This window comes from Pseudomonas sp. LBUM1670, from assembly GCF_059695695.1.
Map to the genome: position 1 here is coordinate 3,463,545 of NZ_CP166783.1, position 19,944 is coordinate 3,483,488.

The 19,944-nt window shown below is 56.2% G+C and carries 18 protein-coding genes and 2 pseudogenes; 8 read left to right on the forward strand and 12 right to left on the reverse strand.

Features of this window, described 5'->3' with window-relative positions; genetic code table 11:
- The first annotated feature begins 437 nt into the window (after positions 1 to 437).
- Positions 438 to 710: a hypothetical protein gene (locus ACA073_RS15800; RefSeq protein ID WP_223450319.1), complete on the forward strand. Its 273-nt coding sequence runs from the start codon at positions 438 to 440 to the stop codon at positions 708 to 710.
- 727 nt (positions 711 to 1,437) lie between these two features.
- On the opposite strand, the gene ACA073_RS15805 is transcribed toward ACA073_RS15800, so the two are convergent.
- On the reverse strand, positions 1,438 to 1,764 hold the full coding sequence (locus ACA073_RS15805; RefSeq protein ID WP_497397575.1) for a low molecular weight protein tyrosine phosphatase family protein: 327 nt from the start codon (positions 1,762 to 1,764) through the stop codon (positions 1,438 to 1,440).
- Between the two features lie 44 nt (positions 1,765 to 1,808).
- Positions 1,809 to 2,498, reverse strand: a complete 690-nt coding sequence (locus ACA073_RS15810; protein WP_497397577.1) for a winged helix-turn-helix transcriptional regulator — start codon at positions 2,496 to 2,498, stop codon at positions 1,809 to 1,811.
- Between the two features lie 327 nt (positions 2,499 to 2,825).
- On the opposite strand from ACA073_RS15810, the gene ACA073_RS15815 reads away from it, so the two are divergent.
- Together ACA073_RS15815 and ACA073_RS15820 are read left to right on the forward strand one after the other, a co-directional pair.
- Entirely contained in the window at positions 2,826 to 3,767 is a 942-nt protein-coding gene (locus tag ACA073_RS15815; RefSeq protein WP_497397579.1) for a carbon-nitrogen hydrolase family protein, read from the forward strand.
- Between the two features lie 71 nt (positions 3,768 to 3,838).
- Positions 3,839 to 4,273 (forward strand): GFA family protein, encoded by a 435-nt coding sequence (locus ACA073_RS15820; RefSeq protein WP_497397581.1) that lies wholly within the window; start codon positions 3,839 to 3,841, stop codon positions 4,271 to 4,273.
- Between the two features lie 144 nt (positions 4,274 to 4,417).
- Here ACA073_RS15820 and ACA073_RS15825 read toward each other — a convergent pair whose 3' ends face one another.
- Together ACA073_RS15825 and ACA073_RS15830 are read right to left on the reverse strand one after the other, a co-directional pair.
- Positions 4,418 to 4,900, reverse strand: a complete 483-nt coding sequence (locus tag ACA073_RS15825; RefSeq protein WP_497397583.1) for a hypothetical protein — start codon at positions 4,898 to 4,900, stop codon at positions 4,418 to 4,420.
- Positions 4,901 to 5,040: 140 nt separating this feature from the next.
- Positions 5,041 to 5,511 carry an anti-virulence regulator CigR family protein gene (locus ACA073_RS15830; RefSeq protein WP_497397585.1) on the reverse strand — a complete coding sequence of 157 codons (471 nt, stop codon included), beginning with the start codon at positions 5,509 to 5,511 and terminating at the stop codon, positions 5,041 to 5,043.
- Positions 5,512 to 5,672: 161 nt separating this feature from the next.
- Here ACA073_RS15830 and ACA073_RS15835 point away from each other — a divergent pair, with 161 nt between their 5' ends.
- Positions 5,673 to 5,807: a hypothetical protein gene (locus ACA073_RS15835; protein ID WP_008039554.1), complete on the forward strand. Its 135-nt coding sequence runs from the start codon at positions 5,673 to 5,675 to the stop codon at positions 5,805 to 5,807.
- A gap of 96 nt (positions 5,808 to 5,903) precedes the next feature.
- On the opposite strand, the gene ACA073_RS15840 is transcribed toward ACA073_RS15835, so the two are convergent.
- From ACA073_RS15840 to ACA073_RS15855, 4 genes are read right to left on the reverse strand one after another with little or no spacing between them, the layout of a single operon-like run.
- Positions 5,904 to 6,656 (reverse strand): GGDEF domain-containing protein, encoded by a 753-nt coding sequence (locus ACA073_RS15840; protein WP_497397588.1) that lies wholly within the window; start codon positions 6,654 to 6,656, stop codon positions 5,904 to 5,906.
- A 14-nt stretch (positions 6,657 to 6,670) separates the two neighbouring features.
- The gene (locus ACA073_RS15845) at positions 6,671 to 7,057 is read right to left on the reverse strand and encodes a DUF1987 domain-containing protein (protein ID WP_497397590.1); all 387 of its coding nucleotides are present in this window, start codon (positions 7,055 to 7,057) and stop codon (positions 6,671 to 6,673) included.
- A gap of 19 nt (positions 7,058 to 7,076) precedes the next feature.
- The gene (locus ACA073_RS15850) at positions 7,077 to 7,646 is read right to left on the reverse strand and encodes a SiaB family protein kinase (RefSeq protein ID WP_497397592.1); all 570 of its coding nucleotides are present in this window, start codon (positions 7,644 to 7,646) and stop codon (positions 7,077 to 7,079) included.
- 2 nt (positions 7,647 to 7,648) lie between these two features.
- On the reverse strand, positions 7,649 to 8,863 hold the full coding sequence (locus tag ACA073_RS15855) for a SpoIIE family protein phosphatase (protein ID WP_497404112.1): 1,215 nt from the start codon (positions 8,861 to 8,863) through the stop codon (positions 7,649 to 7,651).
- 645 nt (positions 8,864 to 9,508) lie between these two features.
- Here ACA073_RS15855 and ACA073_RS15860 point away from each other — a divergent pair.
- From ACA073_RS15860 to ACA073_RS15870, 3 genes are all read left to right on the forward strand, one after another.
- On the forward strand, positions 9,509 to 9,985 hold the full coding sequence (locus ACA073_RS15860; protein ID WP_497397594.1) for a hypothetical protein: 477 nt from the start codon (positions 9,509 to 9,511) through the stop codon (positions 9,983 to 9,985).
- A complete protein-coding gene (locus ACA073_RS15865) occupies positions 9,948 to 10,574 on the forward strand; it encodes a methyl-accepting chemotaxis protein (RefSeq protein WP_497404114.1) in 627 nt (208 codons plus the stop codon). Before ACA073_RS15860 ends, ACA073_RS15865 begins: the two co-directional genes overlap by 38 nt.
- Before the next feature lie 1,052 nt (positions 10,575 to 11,626).
- On the forward strand, positions 11,627 to 13,636 hold the full coding sequence (locus ACA073_RS15870) for a putative bifunctional diguanylate cyclase/phosphodiesterase (protein WP_497397596.1): 2,010 nt from the start codon (positions 11,627 to 11,629) through the stop codon (positions 13,634 to 13,636).
- 128 nt (positions 13,637 to 13,764) lie between these two features.
- Here ACA073_RS15870 and ACA073_RS15875 read toward each other — a convergent pair.
- Positions 13,765 to 14,659, reverse strand: a pseudogene (locus ACA073_RS15875) (transposase); the annotation flags it as partial.
- Between the two features lie 279 nt (positions 14,660 to 14,938).
- Between ACA073_RS15875 and ACA073_RS15880 the strand changes: the two are divergent.
- The gene (locus ACA073_RS15880; RefSeq protein ID WP_497397598.1) at positions 14,939 to 16,072 is read left to right on the forward strand and encodes an aminotransferase class V-fold PLP-dependent enzyme; all 1,134 of its coding nucleotides are present in this window, start codon (positions 14,939 to 14,941) and stop codon (positions 16,070 to 16,072) included.
- 451 nt (positions 16,073 to 16,523) lie between these two features.
- On the opposite strand, the gene ACA073_RS15885 is transcribed toward ACA073_RS15880, so the two are convergent.
- From ACA073_RS15885 to ACA073_RS15895, 3 genes and pseudogenes are all read right to left on the reverse strand, one after another.
- Complete coding sequence (locus ACA073_RS15885; RefSeq protein WP_497397600.1) at positions 16,524 to 17,954, reverse strand: IS1182 family transposase; 1,431 nt, start codon at positions 17,952 to 17,954, stop codon at positions 16,524 to 16,526.
- Between the two features lie 201 nt (positions 17,955 to 18,155).
- Positions 18,156 to 19,019 carry a methyl-accepting chemotaxis protein gene (locus ACA073_RS15890; protein WP_497404116.1) on the reverse strand — a complete coding sequence of 288 codons (864 nt, stop codon included), beginning with the start codon at positions 19,017 to 19,019 and terminating at the stop codon, positions 18,156 to 18,158.
- Between the two features lie 42 nt (positions 19,020 to 19,061).
- Positions 19,062 to 19,943, reverse strand: a pseudogene (locus tag ACA073_RS15895) (methyl-accepting chemotaxis protein); the annotation flags it as partial.
- Position 19,944 lies beyond the last annotated feature (1 nt).

Here is a 19,944-nt window from a genome sequence, read left to right on the forward strand (position 1 = left end):
GTGGGCGTCCAGCTCGAATGCGGGGTTGGATTCTAGAGGATAGCGTTAGCGGCGATGAACAAAGTTGGATGAATGTTTCGGCGCTGTTTTGATCAATTCAGCAACGTTGATTATTGGTCCTAGGACGGCATAAAAATTCCTACACAAACCTCGGAATGCGTCACCTTCCCTACCGTTTTGATGAAGCTTATAGTCCGACCCGTCGCCCAAATGGCGATTCGGGTTTGGCGACCTGATCGGTCGGATGCAAAAGCGCTGTGCTTTAATGCAGTCGCTTTTGCATGCCCGCAAAGTTGTCTTTATGGCAGCTGTGCGCGGGAGACCTTCGGGTCTGCCGGTATCCCGATCCCGGTTCGCCAACCTGCGTACAGCTGTCACCCATTCGTTTGGCGACGATTGAGGAGCAGTCAACCTTTGTCCTGATCGGAGTTTCATCTATGGAAAGATACATGCCCCTCACCGGAATCGACCTGATCCCGGCCTCCCTGCTCATTGATACCCAAGCCCCACTCGACGTTCTGCAAGCTGCGGCTGATTACCGAATTCGGACGGTCACACAGGTGCTGGAAAACATCGCCTTTCGCGCCGAGCTTGGTTGCGACACGGTTGTGCTGAAGGACTTTTCTCAGCTGCTGGCTATTCCGTTGCGGGATGGTTGTGACTTGATGGATGTAATCGGTCGGCGATTGCGGGCGCAGACGAAGGAGTGAATGAAAACGGGCGCTGAAGGCGCCCGTTTTTTGTTCGACTATAAAAATATCTGACATCTTTATTCTGCGGCATAACTCTTGTCCGCTTTCGGCTGTGGATTCAACCGGTCGACGCAACACAACTAAATTCTGTGTAAGCAGAAGGAGTGTTGCAGATGAAGCAGAGACCTTACTGCCACAAGCTTCGTCTTCAGCTAGGGTTGCATCGCACGAGATCAAGCACGAAAACGGCGACTCTTCCTTCTCGTGCAGACCTGCTCTTCGCGACAAGCATTCTCTTCAGTTCATCGGCGGTTGTGGGAAGGGAAACGCGGCGTTCTTTAGTCCATCGCGAGCAAGCTCGCTCCTACAGTTTGTTCACTTGCCTGACATCACCACCAATGCGGCCCCGATTTTCTGAAGTTATCTCTGCGCGTAAACGCGGCTGACGGGACCATTCGCGACCTCATTGACCGAAGTCATTTCATAAAAATATGTGAAATAAAATGTGAATATAATTTTGTTTTCAGAGCCTACAAAACCTCTGGAGGCCAGTAAATTAGCGCTTCTTCATCAAGTCAGTATGTGAAATAAAATGTGAAGCCTTTCATACGGTAAAAACCGCTATCTGCGGTCGGCCATGGTTAGGGCGATGGATTAAATGGAAATGGGCGCCATCCAGGCGCCCGTTTTTTATGTCCATGATCAAAGTGGGTCACCAACATCAAACGCACGGCCGCCCCTCGCTTCAGGAAGGCAAATACCGCGTAACCCTCGCATCCAATACCTTGATCAGCTCCGGATCCATGTACTGATAAACATCAGGTATGTCCAAACAAACAACACGCTTCTCCACCAGCTCCGAACCAAATCGAGCCACCAGTTTGTTGCGATGAATCGGCTCCATGACAAATACCAGATCAGCCCACCGCAGCAGTTCCAGGCTGACTGGAACATACGCATCGTTGCTGATACCCGCCGACGCAGTTTCCACGCCCGGCCAGTCAGCAAAATGGTGTTCGGCCGTGGGGCTTCTCAGTCGGTTTTGGCTGCAGATGAAAAGCAAATTCAACATCGGGTTAACTCCAAACAGTCAACGTGACTCGGGCTCAGGCGAGATCACCGAGTCACTGCCGCACTCCGCGTCCCCGCAAACGCACTCGTACCAAGCCAACGCCACAAACTTTCCGCATCCTTCACCGCGCCATCCACCCGCAGCTCTCGCGACTGAAGTACCTCCCGCGGCGTGCGGTCGCCCGCCCACACTTCGGTCAACGCGCGCACGCTGGAGTCCACGACGAGGGTCAGTTCGCGTCCGGGGTCGTCGCGACACAGGTCGGCCACGCCCTGCTCAACCACGAGCCACCACGCTTGCTCGCCGGGCCGGGCGTCGTGGAATTTGAAGTGGATGACCACCGGTCGGGACGGGAACGTTTCGATGCGCACGAACCGGCGTACGTCCCACATCAGCAGGCCCGCGTCGAGTTGGTCATCGCGCAGGCGACTGCCGATCCAGCGCGCGCCCCAATGACCCAGCGCCATGATGATGGGGCGCAATTCCTCGCCCGCCTCCGTCAGGCTGTACTCCCAGACTTTGCCTGTGGCCGTCCGGTGCACGACGCCGATTTCTTCCAGATGGCGCAGCCGCTGTGCCAGCAAACCGGTGGACATCCGGGGAACACCACGGTGCAGTTCGTTGAAACGCTTACTGCCGCACAGCAGTTCGCGCACGACCAAAGGTGTCCAGCGCTCGCACAGTGCTTCAGCACCGCGTGCGACCGTGCAGAACTGACCGTAGCTTTCTTCCATTGCCTTGGCTCCGCAATTGAAACACTTCAGATTTTGAACTAGCCCCGCCACTTGGCCACGCGCACGCTGAAACCTCGAAAGCCATCCACCTAAGGTAATGCTGTTCACTTAAGTGCGGGTGCCCACATTTGTGGCGAGGGGATTTATCCCCGTTGGGTCGCGAAGCGGCCCCAGCGTCCGGCCAGACAGGCTGAATTGTCCGGATTAGCGACTGCTTCGCAGCCGAACGGGGCGGTGCGACGTTTCGCTAAATCCCCTCGCCACAGACTTCTAGCCCGCCGGAAGATTTTCTTAAGTGAACAGCATTATCCGTCAAAGGAGAACGCCATGACCAAGGTAGCCATCATTCAGCGCCCGCCCGTGCTGCTCGATCGCAGCGCGACGATCGCCCGGGCCGTGCAATCGGTCGCCGAGGCTGCGGCGGCAGGAGCGTCGCTGATCGTTTTGCCCGAACAGTTCATTCCAGGTTACCCGTCATGGATCTGGCGGCTGGCGGCGGGAAAAGACGGGGCTGTAATGGGCCAGTTACACACTCGGCTGCTGGCCAACGCCGTTGATATTACGAACGGTGACCTGAGCCCATTGTGCGAGGCCGCCAGGGTTCACGCCGTGACGATCGTGTGCGGCATGAATGAATGCGACCGGTGCAATGGTGGCGGCACGCTCTATAACAGCGTAGTCGTTATCGGCGCGAACGGCGCAGTGCTCAACCGACACCGCAAGCTGATGCCCACGAATCCAGAGCGCATGGTGCATGGCTTCGGTGATGCGTCCGGGTTGCGTACGGTCGATACACCGGTCGGCCGCGTTGGTGCGCTCATCTGCTGGGAAAACTACATGCCGCTGGCACGCTATTCACTGTATGCCCAAGGGGTGGAGATCTACGTCGCACCAACGTACGACAGTGGCGAGGGCTGGATCAGCACGATGCGTCACATTGCACTCGAAGGCCGCTGTTGGGTGCTCGGCAGCGGCACCTCGCTGCGCGGCAGTGACATCCCCGACGACTTCCCGGCGCGTACGCAACTGTTTCCCGATCCTGACGAATGGATCAACGACGGCGATTCGGTGGTGGTCAATCCGCAAGGCCGGATCGTGGCCGGTCCATTACACCGAGAGGTCGGCATTCTGTATGCGGACATCGACGTCACACTCGTGGCGCCAGCGCGTCGGACGTTCGACGTCACCGGGCACTACGCGCGCCCTGACATTTTCGAATTGCAGGTGCGGCGCACACCGGCGACAACGGTGCGTTACATCGACAGGTGAAGGCAGACAACGTTCAGGCGATCCATGCCATGTCCGGCGGTATCGCCTGACAATTGATCAGGAGTCACGCCATGAACATTGAACGGTCTTATAAAGGCAGTTGTTTTTGCGGCGCAGTCGAGTTCACCGTCAGCGGCGAGCCGGCCGCGATGGGCTATTGCCATTGCGAGTCGTGTCGGCATTGGTCAGCAGGGCCGGTGAATGCCTTCACGCTGTGGAAACCCGAGGCGGTGCAAGTGACGCGGGGTGCTGACAACATCGGCACCTACAACAAGACACCGCACAGTTACCGCAAGTGGTGCAAGACATGCGGCGGGCACCTCTTCACTGAACACCCGGGGATGGGGCTCATCGACGTGTATGCCGCGGTCATCCCGGATCTCGAGTACTCGCCAGGCGTTCACGTCCACTATCAGGAGTCCGTGCTGCGCATCAAGGATGGATTGCCCAAACTGAAGGATGTCCCCAAGGAGTCAGGAGGTTCGGGTATCAGCGTGGACGAGTAGCGCTGGCAAGGTAAGTGTCCGGCATGGGTTCGAAGGCAAGCCAGATCTGGCTTCACTGTGTTGACCAGATGTAGGCGTAAATGAAAACGGGCGCCTTAATAGGCGCCCGTTTAGTCCAGGGTTGCGTACTGCGAATAAAGCTGATCAGTGCGATTTCTTTGATACCGACGTCCCGGTTTTACTCAACCCTTTCGCGTTGTGATCCCCTGGTTTCGAGGCCGAGATTGCACTGGCTTTGGCCACGCCGCGAGTGTCTTTGGAATGGGCGATGCCAGACGTCGTTGCGCCATGACCGCGTTCACCATTGCGATCATTGCCGTAGTGGTTTCCGCTTTCGCCACGGTCGCGAACAGCCTTCCCGGCATGATCGCTGCTCAGTCCATTACCGCGGCCATTACTGTTTGCGCTGCCGTGATCTGAACCGCTATGGCCACCACCTGTACCGCCGCCGTGACCACCGCCATTACCGCCACCGTTGCCACCGCCGTTGCCGCCTCCGTTACCACCACCACCGTCCTTCGCATAGGCGGCGTTCATGATGGAGAGGCCAGCAGGGAGTAATGGGGCGGCTGCAAGCATCATGGCGCATGACATGACAGCAACGAAACTCTTGTTTTTTAAAAGCATGATTGCTTCCGTAGGGTTGATATCGCATGCGCTAAGACGCAATTGCCCCCCGACAGTTCAAGTCCTGCGACAGACGGAATGCGGTGCGCACTGACCCCATCAGCACCCGCCAGAAAAGCGCCACACTCGCCATTCAGGTATTAATCAAAAGCCCCGTTGAGGACTTCGTAGATGAGCCCGGTTGCCAGCGCGACCAGTATCAGGTCGGTGCCCGCTTGCTGCCATTCGTATCCATCATAATGCGGAAGCCTGCCGATCAAGCGACCATCCAGCTTTTTCGCAATGCCGGGTGGAAGAGGCTTTCCTCGAGCGAGGTTTTTTTGAATACCGGGAGGCAACGCAGGGCCGGGACTCCAGTAGTCCCTGTATCCGCCAACGATCCCAAGAATGCTGCCTCGATTGATGCTTGGGCCATGATCCCAATCGCCACCGCCGGAGTTTTTGCCTTTGTTTCCCTGACCGCCCTGATTGCCATGGGCTTGGCTGTTCTGCGGGTTTCCCTTGCCGTTTCCCTGGCTCTTTCCATTACCAGGATCGGCCGCTGCTGTCGCTGAGCCGCAGACCAGCGCAAGACATGTAATCGCGGCAACCAATGAGCGTGATCTGTGCATGAGTCGTTCCTTCAGAGTGGCGGGATATCTCTCTGAAATTTAGACGCTATTGACGATGTTGGTTCCCGCCCTTTTTGTCTACGCTTGCATGCTGCGGATTTTGCTAGCTCGTAGCACACTAGCCAAGTGGCCAAGTGGCCAGCTTTATCAGGAGGCGAAAAATGAGCAAGCAACCTCAACCCCGCAGCCGCTCCAACCCTCAACCCAGATCCCGCCCGGTGGTGCCGAATCTGCCCAGCAAAACCGGCAACAAATCCGGGGGCTTGCGCGGCAACTACCCGTCGAAGAAGTCGTAATGAAATGCGATCATCAGCGAACTTCGGAATATCGCCCGAGGGCTGGATTGTCTGAATGGACGCGTGGTGAGCCAAACCAATGAACGCCCAGAAGTTCTACTCTTCGTCCGCCGCCTCAACACGATTTCTGCCAGAGCGCTTCGCGTGGTAAAGCGCTTCATCCGCCAGGCCATAGGCGGTATCGAAACTGGTTCCCACTGGACTGGCGCTAACGCCGAAACTCGCGGTGATGCGTCGGTTCACTGGACTGCCAAACACATGAGATGCAATCGCCTCCCGCATGGAGTCCGCAAGCCTCAAACCTTCCGCGATTTCTCCGGCGGGGATCAGTACGGTAAATTCTTCACCGCCAACTCGCCCGATTATTCCGCTATCCCCCACGATCCGACGCAGGCAGCCGACGATTCCCTGAATGACTGCATCCCCCGCAGGATGACCGAACTCGTCGTTCACTTGCTTGAAGTGGTCAATGTCCAGGACGACCATGACGGCACCGGATTTTTCCAGGGCCTGTACGGTTAGATCAATCACTGCGCCACGATTCAACACACCCGTCAGGGCATCGTGGGTCGCGCGATACTCCAGTTGGCGAGCCAACGTTTGCAGTTGCGCGTTAAGGGTGTTCATTTCGCGCTCGGCCCGGTCGCTACGGCCGATCAGGCGGCGCGTCTCCCGCATCAGACGCTCGAAATGTGTAGTCATTTCAGCAAGCGAACACCGATACACTTCGGCGTCAGCCCCGCTCAACGCCAAAATGGAGCGAGCGTGTTCAAGCGCATCATTCTCGCTTTTAAACAGGTCGTAAGCAGAATCACCCGAAGTGTTGACGGAAGCGACTGGAGCGGACATTTTTTATTATCCCCTCAGGTGGTAATCGGATGATCTTTGAAATTAATCGAGGTGAAGTCGGCCTTCAGTTCTTCGCCAAATTCAAAAATCGTTTCGTCTTCCTCATCGTGGTACCAGTTAACTTCAATCTGGTTGCCGGACTGAGCCGCCCGATCAAGTGCATCGAAAATGCTGAACAGCATTTTTGTGCTGGAGCTATTGAAATAGGCCAGCGCGATATTCGTTGTAATCGTCGACCCCTCACGCCCCTGCAAAAAACTGCGCAGGTGGTGGATGATGGGGGCATAAAAAGCAGCAGCGTTTTCGGGATAGGACTCGCCTTTTATCGACAGAAGGTTCTGATCGAAACGGAAGTCTACTTCCGGCGAAGTGGCGGTGGCGTCAATGTAGAAATTATCCATAGCGAATGTGTCACTCGACTCAAATGATGGCTTTAAGACAAAACAAGGTAGTTTCGGGATCATCCGCTCTTGGGTGGAAATCGAACTCCAGTGGCGCGCAAGCGTCGCGCGCCATGGTCAGAAACCCCAAGCCGGCGCCCTTACTGTCTTCTGGAGTCTCCGCCCGCAATGTCACTTTGTAAGCCTGCTTGATCTCTTCAAGCGACATGTTGCGCAAGGGCTCAAGCTTCTCACGCAAGCGATCGACGTCTGTTGTTGCGATGGGATTGGCGCAGAGCATCAGATGGTGTTCGCCTTCCTTGCTTATGCACACCGCGCCCTGGCGCAGCACTGACTCATCGGAAACCGCAGCCTGCAACGAATCCGATGAGTAGTGGATGATGTTCTGGGAAAGCTCGATAAAGGATGAGAACAACTTGCGCCGCGTCGGCCCACTGACTCCGGAAATTTCAAGTTGCAGCTTCACGACTTCAGCCATCGCCGCAATGATATGGTGCGAGAAATAGCCCATATGATAAAAAATGACGTTCCGCTGTTGAGCCAAATCGAAGAAAGTGCAGTCGTGATGCGCGGAGGGGGTATTAAGCATTATTAGTTCCTGATGCGGGCACAAAAAAGGGTCAAGTCGTCACGACGGGCTTGTTCTCCCTGCCAACCTGCAAGCGTACGTTGTACCTCCTCGCAAATGACCGTTGACGATTTATCGCGATGCTCCAGTATCGTTTCGAACGCCTTGCGCTTACCGAATGCGATCTTTTTGGGTCCGCCAATCTGGTCCGTCAGGCCATCAGTGACGATGAAGACAAGGCTTCCTGGCGGCATGTGAACGGTACTCACCCTCCATGCATAGTCGAAGTCGCTGTCAACATAACCGACCCCCATACGTTGACCGGCAATGGTTTCAAGCTCGTCGGCGTCGGGCTTCAACACATTCAACGACATTCTGGCTCCCGCAAAACTCAGTAGTTGAGTGGCCGTATCGAACCAAAAGAACGCAGCATCGAGGCCGTCATCGGACTCCGGGGTGCCATCCAGTCCGTTGACTTGCCCCAGCAGCCCTTTCACGCCTCGATTGACTGCCGAAAGGAGATTCGCAGGGTCACGTGGTCCTATCTGGGCAAGCGCCTGGGTTAAAGAAGATGAGGCGATCAGGGTCATGAAAGCCCCAGGAACGCCATGACCGGTGCAGTCTGCAATAGCACCGAACCATCCATCCGGGTAGGCGCAAAAATGGTAAAAGTCGCCGCCGACTACGTCCCGTGGCTCCCACAGCAATGCCGCGTCATCCAGAGTGGACGCCAAGGCGTCACGAGAAGCCCGAAGCATGGCGCGCTGAATGACACTCGCATACTCAATGCTTTGCATCATCTGGCGGTTTTTTTCGGCTTGCATTGCAGCTACCACAGCCATCAGCTGCAAGCCATTTCCCAACCCCATGAAGTGGCCGTCTTTCGTCACGATGAAGCCGTCTGCGAGGGCCTTTTCACCATATTCCACAGTCTTGAACGTCAACTCTTCGATGCTCATCCCGGCATCTACGATTAACGGCTCCTTGTCCATGAAGGCGATACAGCTCTTTTTGTCGTAAAGCTCACGGTGAAACGGTTTGCTCATTTGCGACAGAAAAATGTTTCGGTTGATTAAACCTACCGGGCGCGCGTCTTCAACCACAGCTAGACACACCATTTCCCGCTGCGCAGTGAAAATTTCCATCACGAGGGTGTTGGTGCTCTCCAGGCCGATCGCAGGCGCCTCATTGCACAAATCACCTGCGCATTTATGATCTCTTGGTAGCTTGGGACGCATGAAGGTGAAGTGTTCTGCGTTCATTCTGAAATCATCGCGCCGAGTAAATGAAGAACCATAGCTGATTGATATTAAAGTGATATTACAGCGCAGAATTTTATCTTGGTCAGGCGCGGGCCGCGTAATCGACACGACTAAATGATTGATTACAAAGGAATGTTTTTATTCACTGGCCAGCGAATTTTATGCTTGGCAGGGTTGGTGGGCAGGTTGGCTACTCATTGTGTCGGGGTGGGCACAGATCTTTTCCGCGTCATTTCAGTATTAGTTACCTCTATATCTGCCATTTTTTTGCACGTGCGCCGTCGGACACAGCAAAGAATGATGGCAAACAGCTACTCTCCCCACGATCTCTCAATTCCCCCATAACTGACAACCTATTGGAATCCCCGACTCTGCAGGTCGGTCTGGAGTTAGTGGCTCCAAATGATCTGTGGCGGGGGGATTTAGCGAAACGTCGCACCGCCCCGTTCGGCTGCGAAGCAGTCGCCAATCCGGACAATTCAGTTTGTTTGGGCGGTCGCTGGGGCCGCTGCGCGACCCAACGGGGATAAATCCCCTCGCCACAGGGTTGGTGTCAGGTTTCCTGATCGGCATTTGCCTATATCTTCTTCACCCCGGCTCAATTACATGGAGTAGACGTGCATGCCCTTCCCCCCTCGCTTCCTTGAGCACTACCGCAAAGCCGACCGGATCATGCTGGGCCTGATATGGCTGATGTTCTTCTTCGCGTTGGGCCTGGCGTTCTGGAACGACACGTTTACCCAGGCGTTTGTGGTGGGCGGTGGTACGAGCCTTTTGCTGACGGTGTTGTATCGCGCCATCGGCGGAACGCGGTTGATGCGGTGTTTTCTGGCCTTCGGTTTGATGGTCATGGCCGCGCTGCACATCAATCAGGCTGAGGGTGCCATTGAGTCCCACTTCGGGATTTTCGCGTTGCTGGCGGTGTTGACGTTTTATCGTGACTGGCTGCCGATTGGGCCACGAGTTGGCCAAGGCGAGCACTACGCTGGAGAAAGGCGCCAGGCATCAGTTGACGGAAATTGCTCAGATGACGCGGCCGGTGCAGCGCATGGGCGACGCGATGGAACACATCGCCGTGCACGTCGAGCATGCCGCTGAACATGCCGGCCAGGCCAGCGTGCAGCTCACTCGCGGGCAGGAAAGTGTCAATCGCGCCCAGCATGAAATCACCCAGTTGGCGTCGCGCCTGGAAGGCACTCACTCAACCGTGCAGGTGCTGGCAGGCCAAGCGGAGAAAATCGGTACGGTGCTGGAAGTCATCAGCAACATTGCCGAACAAACCAACCTGCTGGCCCTCAACGCCGCCATCGAAGCCGCTCGCGCCGGCAAGCAAGGCCGGGGCTTTGCGGTGGTGGCCGATGAAGTGCGCAGCCTGGCGCAGCGCACGGCCATTTCTACCAAGGAGATCAGGACGATCATCGAGGCTTTGCAGCATGGCAGCCGCAAAGTGGTCGAGGCCATGCATGCCAGCCACGAAGGCGTAGAGCGTTGTGTCGAAGACAGTCAACTCGCGGCAACGATGTTGCAGGCGATTGGCAGCGACATCTCGCACATCGATGAACTCAATGGGCGAATCGTAGCACCACTCGCGAACAGTCCACGGCGAGCTTCGAGATTGTCGGGCGGTTGCAGTCGGTGCAGACCGTTGCGCAGAACACGGCAGATGATGTGGCAACGCTGGCGCTGAGCAGTCAGCGGTTGCCGCCGATTGCTGTTCGGCTGGATGCGTTGGGGCGAACGTTTCATCAGTGATTGAATTCGTAACTGATTTGGGTCGTTTGCCTCTCATTGTGAAAGGCTGCTTTCGGCCGATTCTGTTGAAAAAGTCGGCCATGGTTTGCACGTCAGAAAAGTACGCGTCCAAGATTGAAATCTTTAATTTTGGCAGAGGCTTCCGGACTCGGATTTCACGTAGCAGCGTGCAAAAAAGGCGTTTTCACCACTCAATGATCAGGCAGTTTGGGCAGACCGAACTTTTCAACAGAATTGGCCAAATGCGAATGTTGGGACAGCCAAAGAAGTCATTAAAACAGCTAAAGACCCAATAATAAATCAGCTTGAGACTTTGGGGGCGCTCACAATGTTTCTAGTTGGATCCGCGCGCTTGGGGACCGAGGATGATCTCGGTTTAAAATCTTGTAATGGACAGAAGTATTAAGTCACTGCAAATATCGATCATATTAAACTTATTGCATTCCAACACGCCACAGTCCCCACAGCTGTGGCTTCGATGGCAGATCGGTTCAACTTGGTCCAAGGTGTTATGCACACCTCATAATGGTGGGCTGATTGTGACAACATGCTGAAATCCATTTTCGAGATATTCGCCCAGCAAAACCGGGAGTTCTCCCCCAACACCCACCGTCACCGCCTTCTGTATCGCTGTGCGAACCCACTGCATTTATTTGCAAAACCTTGCACAAAATGAAATGACAAACCCCCGTATTGCCACAGGGCCAGCCTAGGCTGCAGATTCTTTTGCTTGATCACCAGTAGCTACGCCTTAGGTCCAATAGAATTCATGGCATAAATATGAGATGGCGTGGAGATTGAGTAATTAATTTAAATATAAATAATTCAAATTTCTGAGCATTATCAGTTAGTTCTTATTAGGTGTAATGAATGCCGTACAAAAATTATCGAGCATTTCAACGTTAATTTAATTTTTCATCTAAGCTTAAACTTTGGTGGATAATTGCCAATAAGAATGGAAGCAGCCGCGTCTACATGAGGTAGCGTATGAGCAATTTACCGCCAGCACGTCCGCAGGATCCTGAAGCCCTTGGGCAAGTGAGAGCCACGCTTAATTTCCTGCGTTGGAGCAAATCAATTCCCAGCAGGTGGGCGCGCCTTGGTCTGGTCATCGTATTGCTGGCGATCAGCGGCTTTGCGGTATGGTCGGCCATAACCACTGGACGCCTGGGGCAGGAGGCGATCGCCTCAAGCATTCTGTCTGACCACTATTCAGCAGCGGCGACTGCCGTGTTAGCCGCCGAGTCTTTGGAGCATAAGTATCGGCTGGACCCCAGCCCTAAAATACTTCTTAATTTCAAAAGCGTCGCGGCGCAACTGAGCACGGCGCTGGCGCGTATTCACCACTCCGGATCGCCTGCCGATCATTTGCTTGTCGAGGATGTTCGTACCTCACTGGTTCCTTATCTGGAAAGCATCTACAAGATGTTCGACGCTGTGGAGCGTGGAGATTCCATGCTGGCGCGCTGGATCGATAATGAGGAGGCTGACCCGCTATTCGAAAAGATTGAAAATGTCGTCCTGCAAGCAGCGGCCGCTCACCACCAGGAGTCGATCGTGGCGCTGGAGCACCTGCGTAAACGGCAGTCCTTCAACGCCAATACCACTCCCATCGTTTTTATCGCTGGGCTGCTTCTCGCCGGCTTGTTCGCCCAGGTGCTGCGGGGCACTCGTAACGAGCTCGACAGTCAGCGCAAGGATGCCCTGCACGCGTCGCTGCATGACAAACTCACCGGGCTGGCCAATCGAACGCTGCTGGCCGACCGTTTCGAGCAGGCACTGCGCCTGGGCCGTCGCCTGGGAACCACCACAGGCCTGTTGCTGATTGACCTTGATCGGTTCAAGGAAGTCAACGATTCACTGGGGCATCACTACGGGGACCGCCTGCTTGACCAGATGGGCAAGCGCTTGCTCAGTGAAGCACGGGAAATCGACACAGTCGCCCGCTTGGGAGGTGATGAGTTTGCGATTCTGCTCCCCTCCGTCGAAGGCCTGGATGGGGCCTTGAAAGCGGCGCGGCGGCTGCATGCGGCGATTACCGCATCATTCGAAATCGATGGGGTCGAACTGGATGTCGAGGCCAGTTTTGGGGTAGTGGTTTCGGGCCTGCACGGTGACGATCCTTCGACGCTCATGCAGCGCGCCGACATCGCCATGTATGCAGCCAAGAAGCAGAGCAAGGGCATCCTCGCCTACGATCCGGGAGCGGATCGGCGCACTCCGGAACGCCTGGCCATGCTCGGCGAACTGCGGCGAGGTCTGGATCGCGGCGAATTATTCCTGGAGTATCAACCCAAGGTCAGTCTGAGCACAGGAGAAGTAACCGGAGTCGAGGCGTTGGTGCGCTGGCAGCATCCGGTGCGCGGCCTCGTGAACCCGGATGAGTTCATTCCGTTTGCCGAACTGACCGGAGTCATCGGCTCCTTGACACGATACGTGCTGAACCTTGCGCTGTCTCAGGTGCGCGCCTGGGCTGACATCGGGATATCCATACCGGTTGCCGTGAACATTTCTGCACGCAACCTGCTGGACGACAAGTTGGTGTTGCAGATCGTCGATCTACTTGAACACTATAATTTGACCCCAAACATGCTCGTGCTCGAAGTGACCGAGTCCGCGATCATGCTCGATTCCTATGCTGCTCGAACCATCTTGAGGCAATTACATTCCATGGGTATCCATATCGCCATCGATGATTTCGGTGTCGGCTATACGAGTCTGGCTCAATTGAAGGATTTGCCCATCAGCGAGCTCAAGATCGACAAATCCTTTGTACTGGCCATGCAAAGCGATCAAGCCAACGAGCTCATAGTGCGAAGCGTTGTCGATCTGGGTCATAACCTTGGCATGGCGGTCATCGCCGAAGGCGTAGAAACAGACGACGTGCTCAATGCGCTGAGTGACTACCACTGCGATATGGCTCAGGGTTTTCACGTCTGCCGACCGGTAAGTGCCGAAGCGTTCATACAATGGTATGAACAGCGAGCGTGCAAATAGTTGAGCAACTTTTACCGAATGGGTACGTTGGAAGAAAGCCAATCCTATCGCCTGTGGAATGCTGTTAGCTGATTTATGCATCCGCATGATCGTTTGCTAGCTCTTACATTCGGCCACTGTCTGCTATTGGCGCAGTCAGTCTGCCTGGATCGGAAGATGATGGTGTTGGCTTTGGTGACGTGCGAACGATCATTCTTGAAGGCTCGCCATTCGCTGCGCAATGCATTGCCGGCCGGGCAGCGGTATTCCTCGGTCTCCTCATTCCAGTGGAAGTCGTTGCTCGAGAAACTGTCGTTCTTGCGCTCGGTTTTGTCCCACACCGGCACATGCGGCTCGATGTCTTTTTCCTCCACCATCCCAGGCCAGCATCGGCGCTGTACCGTAAGCGGTGTCGCCGATGAGGCGCTCCGGCTTGATGTCGAACTGCGCTTCGACACGCTCGATCATGGTCTTGGTGCTCTCGACCTAGGCCGTTCGATGAGCCGGTGTGGGTTCCACATCCACGATGACGCCGTGCTCGGTATCGATCAGATAGTTTGTGGAATAGGCGAAGAACGCTGGGCCTCCCGGAGCAGCGGTCCAGCGGGCTTGAGGATCAGTCAGCAATAGGCGCTGCGGCAGGGTTTCAGCCAGGGCCTCCTCATCGAGCGCCTCAAGGTACTTACGCACGGCGCGGGTGCTCAGGGCCGGATCGCTCCAGTTGACCGGTTCATCGCCCGGTACACCGCGCTGCCGGCTGGCATCCGCTTTGATGATGCTGGCGTCCACGGCAAAGCCTTCACCTTTGACCAACCCTGCGTCCATGCAGCGACGCAGCACTTCATTGAACAGCCAGCGAAACAGATCGCTGTCCCGAAAACGGCCGTGTCGATTTTTGGAAAAGGTCGTGTGATTGGGGACTTCATCTTCAAGGCTTAACCGGCAGAACCAGCGATACGCCAGGTTCAAATGGGCCTCCTCGCACAACCGCCGCTCGGAGCGAATGCCGTAGCAATAGCCCACGACCAGCATGCGAATCATCAGCAGAATCGGCCGGTTTCTGCCCCTCACCGAGGGCCACTATGGATGGACTGCTGCCCTTCGTAACTGGTCGTTATCGACCGAACGTAAGGAGGTAGGAATCTTTAAGGCCCACCCTCCCACAACTCAGCAGCCACCCACGAGCATTGCTACGTCCAGTAATCGACCTGATGATGCCAGCCGCTCGACACAAGTCGCAATTCAATCCCGAGCAATCTTGTCATTTGCCAAGGCTTAGGGCAGGGTCGATACCACTGAGTTCTCAGCCAAAGGAGTCACCCCATGTCAAAGCTATATCCCAGTATCGATCCCGAGGGGCTGGTCGAGTACTCAGTGGTCTACACCGACCGCTCGCTCAACCACATGTCACAGTCATTTCAAGGCGTGATGAAGAACATTTCCAGGACCCTGAAACAGGTCTACAACGCCCAGGCTGTTGCGGTGGTCCCGGGCAGCGGCACATTCGGCATGGAAGCCGTGGCGCGACAGTTTGCCACCGACCAGCACTGCCTGGTGATACGCAACGGCTGGTTCAGTTATCGCTGGAGCCAGATCCTTGAGATGGGCAACATCCCGGCGGCCACCACGGTGCTGAAAGCCCGACCGGTCGACACTGGTCGCCAGGCTGCCTACGCCCCACCCCCTCTGGACGAAGTGCTGGCAGCCATTCAGGCGCAGAAGCCGCAGATTGTCTTCGCCCCCCACGTTGAAACCTCATCAGGAATTATCCTGCCCGACGAGTACCTGCGGGCCGTCGGCGACGCCGTGCATGCGGTGGGTGGCCTGTTCGTGCTGGACTGCATCGCCTCAGGCACGCTTTGGGTTGATATGCAGAAATGCGCAGTCGACCTGCTGATCAGCGCACCGCAGAAAGGCTGGAGCGCCTCCCCTTGCTGCGCCCTGGTGATGCTCAGTTCTTTGGCCCTCGAGCGCATCGAACAGACGCATAGCAGCAGCTTCGCCTGCGACCTGAAAAAGTGGCTTCAGATCATGCAGGCCTACGAACAGGGCGGACATGCCTACCATGCGACCATGCCCAGTGATTCCCTCGCGCGGTTTAACGAAGTGATGAAAGAGACGCAAGCCTACGGTTTCGACAAGGTCCGCGGCGAACAACAGGCTCTGGGCGATCGGGTGCGCGCAATGTTGACCGGCAAAGGCATCAAAAGCGTAGCCGCAGCCGGCTTTCAGGCCCCTGGCGTAGTGGTGAGCTACACCGATGATGCCGACATCAAGAGCGGCAGGAAATTTGCCGACCACGGCCTACAGATCGCCGCCGGAGTGCCGTTGCAATGCGACGAGCCGGCCGACTTCCAGACCTTCCGCATCGGTCTGTTCGGACTCGAAAAGCTGCACAATATCGAGCGCACGGTCAGCACCCTCGAGCAGGCACTGGACGAGGTGATGGTTAACTAAGCCCTCATCGTGCCCGCAGCACATACCGAACTTTTGAATTCCAGGAAGGCATCCTGCCCTGGGCATTGCCGGCCCATGGTGGTCGCCCGGGCGTCATGTTAGAACCATAAGGGAAAGCCCGTGCACGCGTCTTACTGACACGTGCGCCCTTCAGCCCTATCAGAAAAGGTTTCCAACGAAGCCTTTCACGGGGGCGGATGATTGGCGGCTGTATGACTTGGATCGACCCAAAGCTGACGATGGCAACAGGCAGAAATCGGCCCACAGCACACGGTCACGGCCGACCCCTTATGGCCCAGAGTGTGTAAAAACGCTAGATCCCGTTTCGATCTTCAAGGCTGAGCGGCTGTCCGGCTTCGTAGCCTGATCAAGGCACGATGTCCCTTCCTGATGAGCTAAACCGCCCCAGCAACGCGCCAGATCATCGGGAGACGTAAAAACAGGCCGGTTTTTAGGCCGTTAGCGCCTTCATCAAGTGATGGGTACCGATGATTTTCATGACCCGTTTCAAGTTGTAGGCGAGCACGTTCAGACTCATCTCCGCACTAACCCCGGCCAGCTTTCGCGTCAGGAAGTGCGTTGCACCCATCCATTGTTTGAGCGTCCCGAAGGGATGCTCAACAGTCCGTTTTCGGATCCGCATCATTTCCGGCGCGTTGCTCAGCCTGTTCTGCATTTCCTCCAGGACGGCTTCATGCTCCCAGCGTCGAACCCGCCGTTCCGTGCTCGGTGTGCACTGCGGTTTCATTGCGCAGCCCCGGCATTTCGAACTCCAGTAACGGTGCAACGCCAGGCCTTTTTCAACGTTGGTATAGCGCCAGATCAGCGCCTCTCCAGCCGGGCAAATGTATTCGTTTTTTGCCGCGTCATAGATGAAGGCATCGTTATTGAAACGCCCGTCTGCTTTGGCTCCAGAGGTTAACGGCTTGGGCACATAGGCGGTGATGCCTGCATCGTGACAAGCCAGGATTTGTTCGCTTTTGAAGTAACCTCGGTCAGCCACTACCGACAACGTATCTGACGCCATCGCTTCGCGGGCCTGCTTGGCCATCGAGCTGAGTTGATCGCGGTCGGAACCGACGTTGGTCACCTCATGGGCAACGATCAAATGGTGCTGAGTATCGACCGCTGTCTGCACGTTGTAGCCGACGATTCCCGTGCCGCGCGTCATCATGGAGCGGCTGTCTGGATCGGTCAGTGAGACCTGTTTATCCGGCGATTCATTGAGCTGGATTTCGATCGCCTGAAGCTCTTTCATTTGAGTCTTGAGCTTGGCTATTTTCTGTTCCAGCCTCACGGCACTGGGCTCGGAAGCTGTTGGTTCTTGCCGATCGGCAGCATCGAGTGCCGTCAGGTAATGGTTGATGCTCGATTCAATTTCTTCCATTCGCCGCTTCAGTTTGGCGCTGGTGAAATTGCGGTCGCGGTTGTTGACTGCTTTGAATTTGCTGCCATCGATGGCGACCAGATGTTCTCCGAACAGTCCCAATTGCTGACACAGCACAACGAACTGGCGACAGACGCCTCGGATGGCCTTGCTATTGTCTTTTCGGAAGTTGGCGATGGTCTTGAAGTCCGGCATCAAACGCCCGGTCAACCACATCAGTTCGACATTGCGTTGGGCTTCTCGCTCCAAACGTCGGCTCGACTGGATGCGGTTGAGATAGCCGTAGATGTAGATCTTAAGCATGATCGCGGGGTGGTAAGCAGGCCGGCCAGTATCGGCTGGAATGGCACCTTCAAAACCCAGACTGACCAGGTTGAGTTCGTCGACAAAAACGTCGACTACGCGCACCGGATTGGTATTGCTGACGTAGTCGTCGAGGCTTTCGGGAAGTAAGGTGCCTTGGCCTCGATGTTCACCTTGGATGAAGCGCTTCATGGGCGATCCTTGCGATGAAATCCTCAGAAATCATAGCAAGTGTTCGCGAAGGCGTTTTTACACACTCTGGGCCGATTCCTGCCTGTCGCGACCGGCAGAAAACGACCAAAAGCTGACGCTCTCAAGGGCTGGATTCGGCCAAAAGTAGCCAGTCGAATCAGATGATCGCTCCCATTCCAAGCGTGGGAGCGACCTGCTTCGTCAAACCTTGAAATGGCTGACCATCACTTGCAACTGGTTGCCCAGCCGTGCCAGCGCGATGCTGGAGGCGGCGGTTTCGTCGCTGGCGGCGGCGGTCTGTTCGGAGACATCGCGCACATTGATGATGCTGCGACTGATCTCTTCGGCCACGGTGCTTTGTTGCCCGGCGGCGGCCGCGATCTGCTGGTTCATCGACTGGATGTTCGATACGGTATGGGTGATGTTTTCCAGTGAGAGACCGGCCTTGCGAGTCAGCGCCACGCTGCTGTCGGTCAGGCTGCGGCTGTTGCTCATGATGCTGGCCACCTGTTCGGTGCCACTCTGCAAACCGGCGACCAGCCCTTCGATTTCCTCGGTGGACTTCTGGGTCCGCTGGGCCAGGCCACGAACTTCGTCGGCGACCACGGCAAAACCGCGACCGGCCTCACCGGCACGGGCGGCTTCGATGGCGGCGTTGAGGGCCAACAGGTTGGTCTGCTCGGCCACGGTCTTGATCACGTCCATGACACTGCCGATTTTGTTGCTTTCCTGCTGCAAGAGGCTCATCGCCTCGGTAGAGCGCACCACTTCCTCAGCCAGGCGTTCGATCTGCACAATCGCTTCCCCAACGACTTTGTTGCCTTCGCGAGCCTCGCCATCGGCCGTTGTGGCGGCTTGCGCGGCCTGTTCGGCGTTACGCGTGACGTCCTGCACGGTGGCGGTCATTTCGTGCATGGCAGTCGCGACCTGATCGGTCTCGATTTTCTGGTTATGGACCCCGACGCTGGTTTGTTCGGTGACGGCCGACAGTTCTTCCGCAGCGCTGGCGATCTGTGTCACGCCGTCGCGAACGCCGCTGATGAGGTTGCGCAGGGTCTCGCTCATGTGCTGGATACCTTGTTGCAGCACGCCCAGTTCATCGCGGCGGGTGACCACCAGGTTCCGGGTGAGATCGCCAGCAGCAATGCGTTCGACGACACCGAGGGTTTCGCGGATCGGACGGGTGATCTGGCGTGTGATGATGACGGCGGCCAGGATGCCAACCAGCAAGGCCAACAAAGTGCTGCCCACCAGCAGCGTGCGAGTCTGGGCGATGTCGCTGTCGCGGCTGTCCAGTTGTATCTGGTAAAGGGCGTCACTGCGGGCATATAAATCGAGCCCCAGGTCGACCATTTCTTTGCCCGCCAGGGTAACGGCGTTGTTCGCCGTTTTATAGGCCTGCAAGGAAGTGCGGTAGTTGCCCAAGGCACTTTCCAACTGGCGCACTGCATCCTGGTGGGTAGCGCTGAAGTGATCACTAAGCTGTTTCAGGCCGTCAATCGCTTCATTCAGTTGCTTGGAAGCCTTCTGCTCAGTATCCGGGGTGCTGTTCGCGGTGTAAGCGCTGACTTCGTAACGGGTCAGAAGAAACTGTTCCTTGGCGCGACTAATGGTCTGAAAACGTTCGAAACGGTCCGCGTCGTCCGGAGGTAATTGCTCCACGCTGCTGTAGATCGTCGTGATCTGCTTACCGACTGCTTCGGCGTTATCACTCATGGCCTGCCGTGCGTTGTTTGCGGCGCGATACCCGTCGCGCATCTTATTCAGCGATTGCTGGAAGTTGCTGATAATGGCCGCTTGTTCTTTGAGCAGTTTGAGATTGTCCGGGCGTGTGAACAGGTTGATCAGTATTTGCTGCTGGGCGATGAACGCATCCAGGTTGGTCTGCACGTTCTGGGCAGCGCCTTCGTCGCCGTTGGACAGCAGGTATTGCAGACGGGCCACGCGTGTTTTACCCAGCAACGTATTCAACTCAGTGATTTTGCCCATT

Excerpts from the sequence above, each read along its gene's own strand:
- ACA073_RS15830 (WP_497397585.1), bottom strand. The coding sequence starts at position 5,511 with ATGCACAGATCACGCTCATTGGTTGCCGCGATTACATGTCTTGCGCTG.
- ACA073_RS15810 (WP_497397577.1), bottom strand. The coding sequence starts at position 2,498 with ATGGAAGAAAGCTACGGTCAGTTCTGCACGGTCGCACGCGGTGCTGAA.
- ACA073_RS15845 (WP_497397590.1), bottom strand. The coding sequence starts at position 7,057 with ATGGATAATTTCTACATTGACGCCACCGCCACTTCGCCGGAAGTAGAC.
- ACA073_RS15850 (WP_497397592.1), bottom strand. The coding sequence starts at position 7,646 with ATGCTTAATACCCCCTCCGCGCATCACGACTGCACTTTCTTCGATTTG.
- ACA073_RS15825 (WP_497397583.1), bottom strand. The coding sequence starts at position 4,900 with ATGCTTTTAAAAAACAAGAGTTTCGTTGCTGTCATGTCATGCGCCATG.
- ACA073_RS15860 (WP_497397594.1), top strand. The coding sequence starts at position 9,509 with ATGCCCTTCCCCCCTCGCTTCCTTGAGCACTACCGCAAAGCCGACCGG.
- ACA073_RS15870 (WP_497397596.1), top strand. The coding sequence starts at position 11,627 with ATGAGCAATTTACCGCCAGCACGTCCGCAGGATCCTGAAGCCCTTGGG.
- ACA073_RS15805 (WP_497397575.1), bottom strand. The coding sequence starts at position 1,764 with ATGTTGAATTTGCTTTTCATCTGCAGCCAAAACCGACTGAGAAGCCCC.
- ACA073_RS15885 (WP_497397600.1), bottom strand. The coding sequence starts at position 17,954 with ATGAAGCGCTTCATCCAAGGTGAACATCGAGGCCAAGGCACCTTACTT.
- ACA073_RS15835 (WP_008039554.1), top strand. The coding sequence starts at position 5,673 with ATGAGCAAGCAACCTCAACCCCGCAGCCGCTCCAACCCTCAACCCAGA.
- ACA073_RS15800 (WP_223450319.1), top strand. The coding sequence starts at position 438 with ATGGAAAGATACATGCCCCTCACCGGAATCGACCTGATCCCGGCCTCC.
- ACA073_RS15865 (WP_497404114.1), top strand. The coding sequence starts at position 9,948 with ATGGAACACATCGCCGTGCACGTCGAGCATGCCGCTGAACATGCCGGC.
- ACA073_RS15820 (WP_497397581.1), top strand. The coding sequence starts at position 3,839 with ATGAACATTGAACGGTCTTATAAAGGCAGTTGTTTTTGCGGCGCAGTC.
- ACA073_RS15815 (WP_497397579.1), top strand. The coding sequence starts at position 2,826 with ATGACCAAGGTAGCCATCATTCAGCGCCCGCCCGTGCTGCTCGATCGC.
- ACA073_RS15880 (WP_497397598.1), top strand. The coding sequence starts at position 14,939 with ATGTCAAAGCTATATCCCAGTATCGATCCCGAGGGGCTGGTCGAGTAC.
- ACA073_RS15890 (WP_497404116.1), bottom strand. The coding sequence starts at position 19,019 with ATGAGCGAGACCCTGCGCAACCTCATCAGCGGCGTTCGCGACGGCGTG.
- ACA073_RS15840 (WP_497397588.1), bottom strand. The coding sequence starts at position 6,656 with ATGTCCGCTCCAGTCGCTTCCGTCAACACTTCGGGTGATTCTGCTTAC.
- ACA073_RS15855 (WP_497404112.1), bottom strand. The coding sequence starts at position 8,863 with ATGCGTCCCAAGCTACCAAGAGATCATAAATGCGCAGGTGATTTGTGC.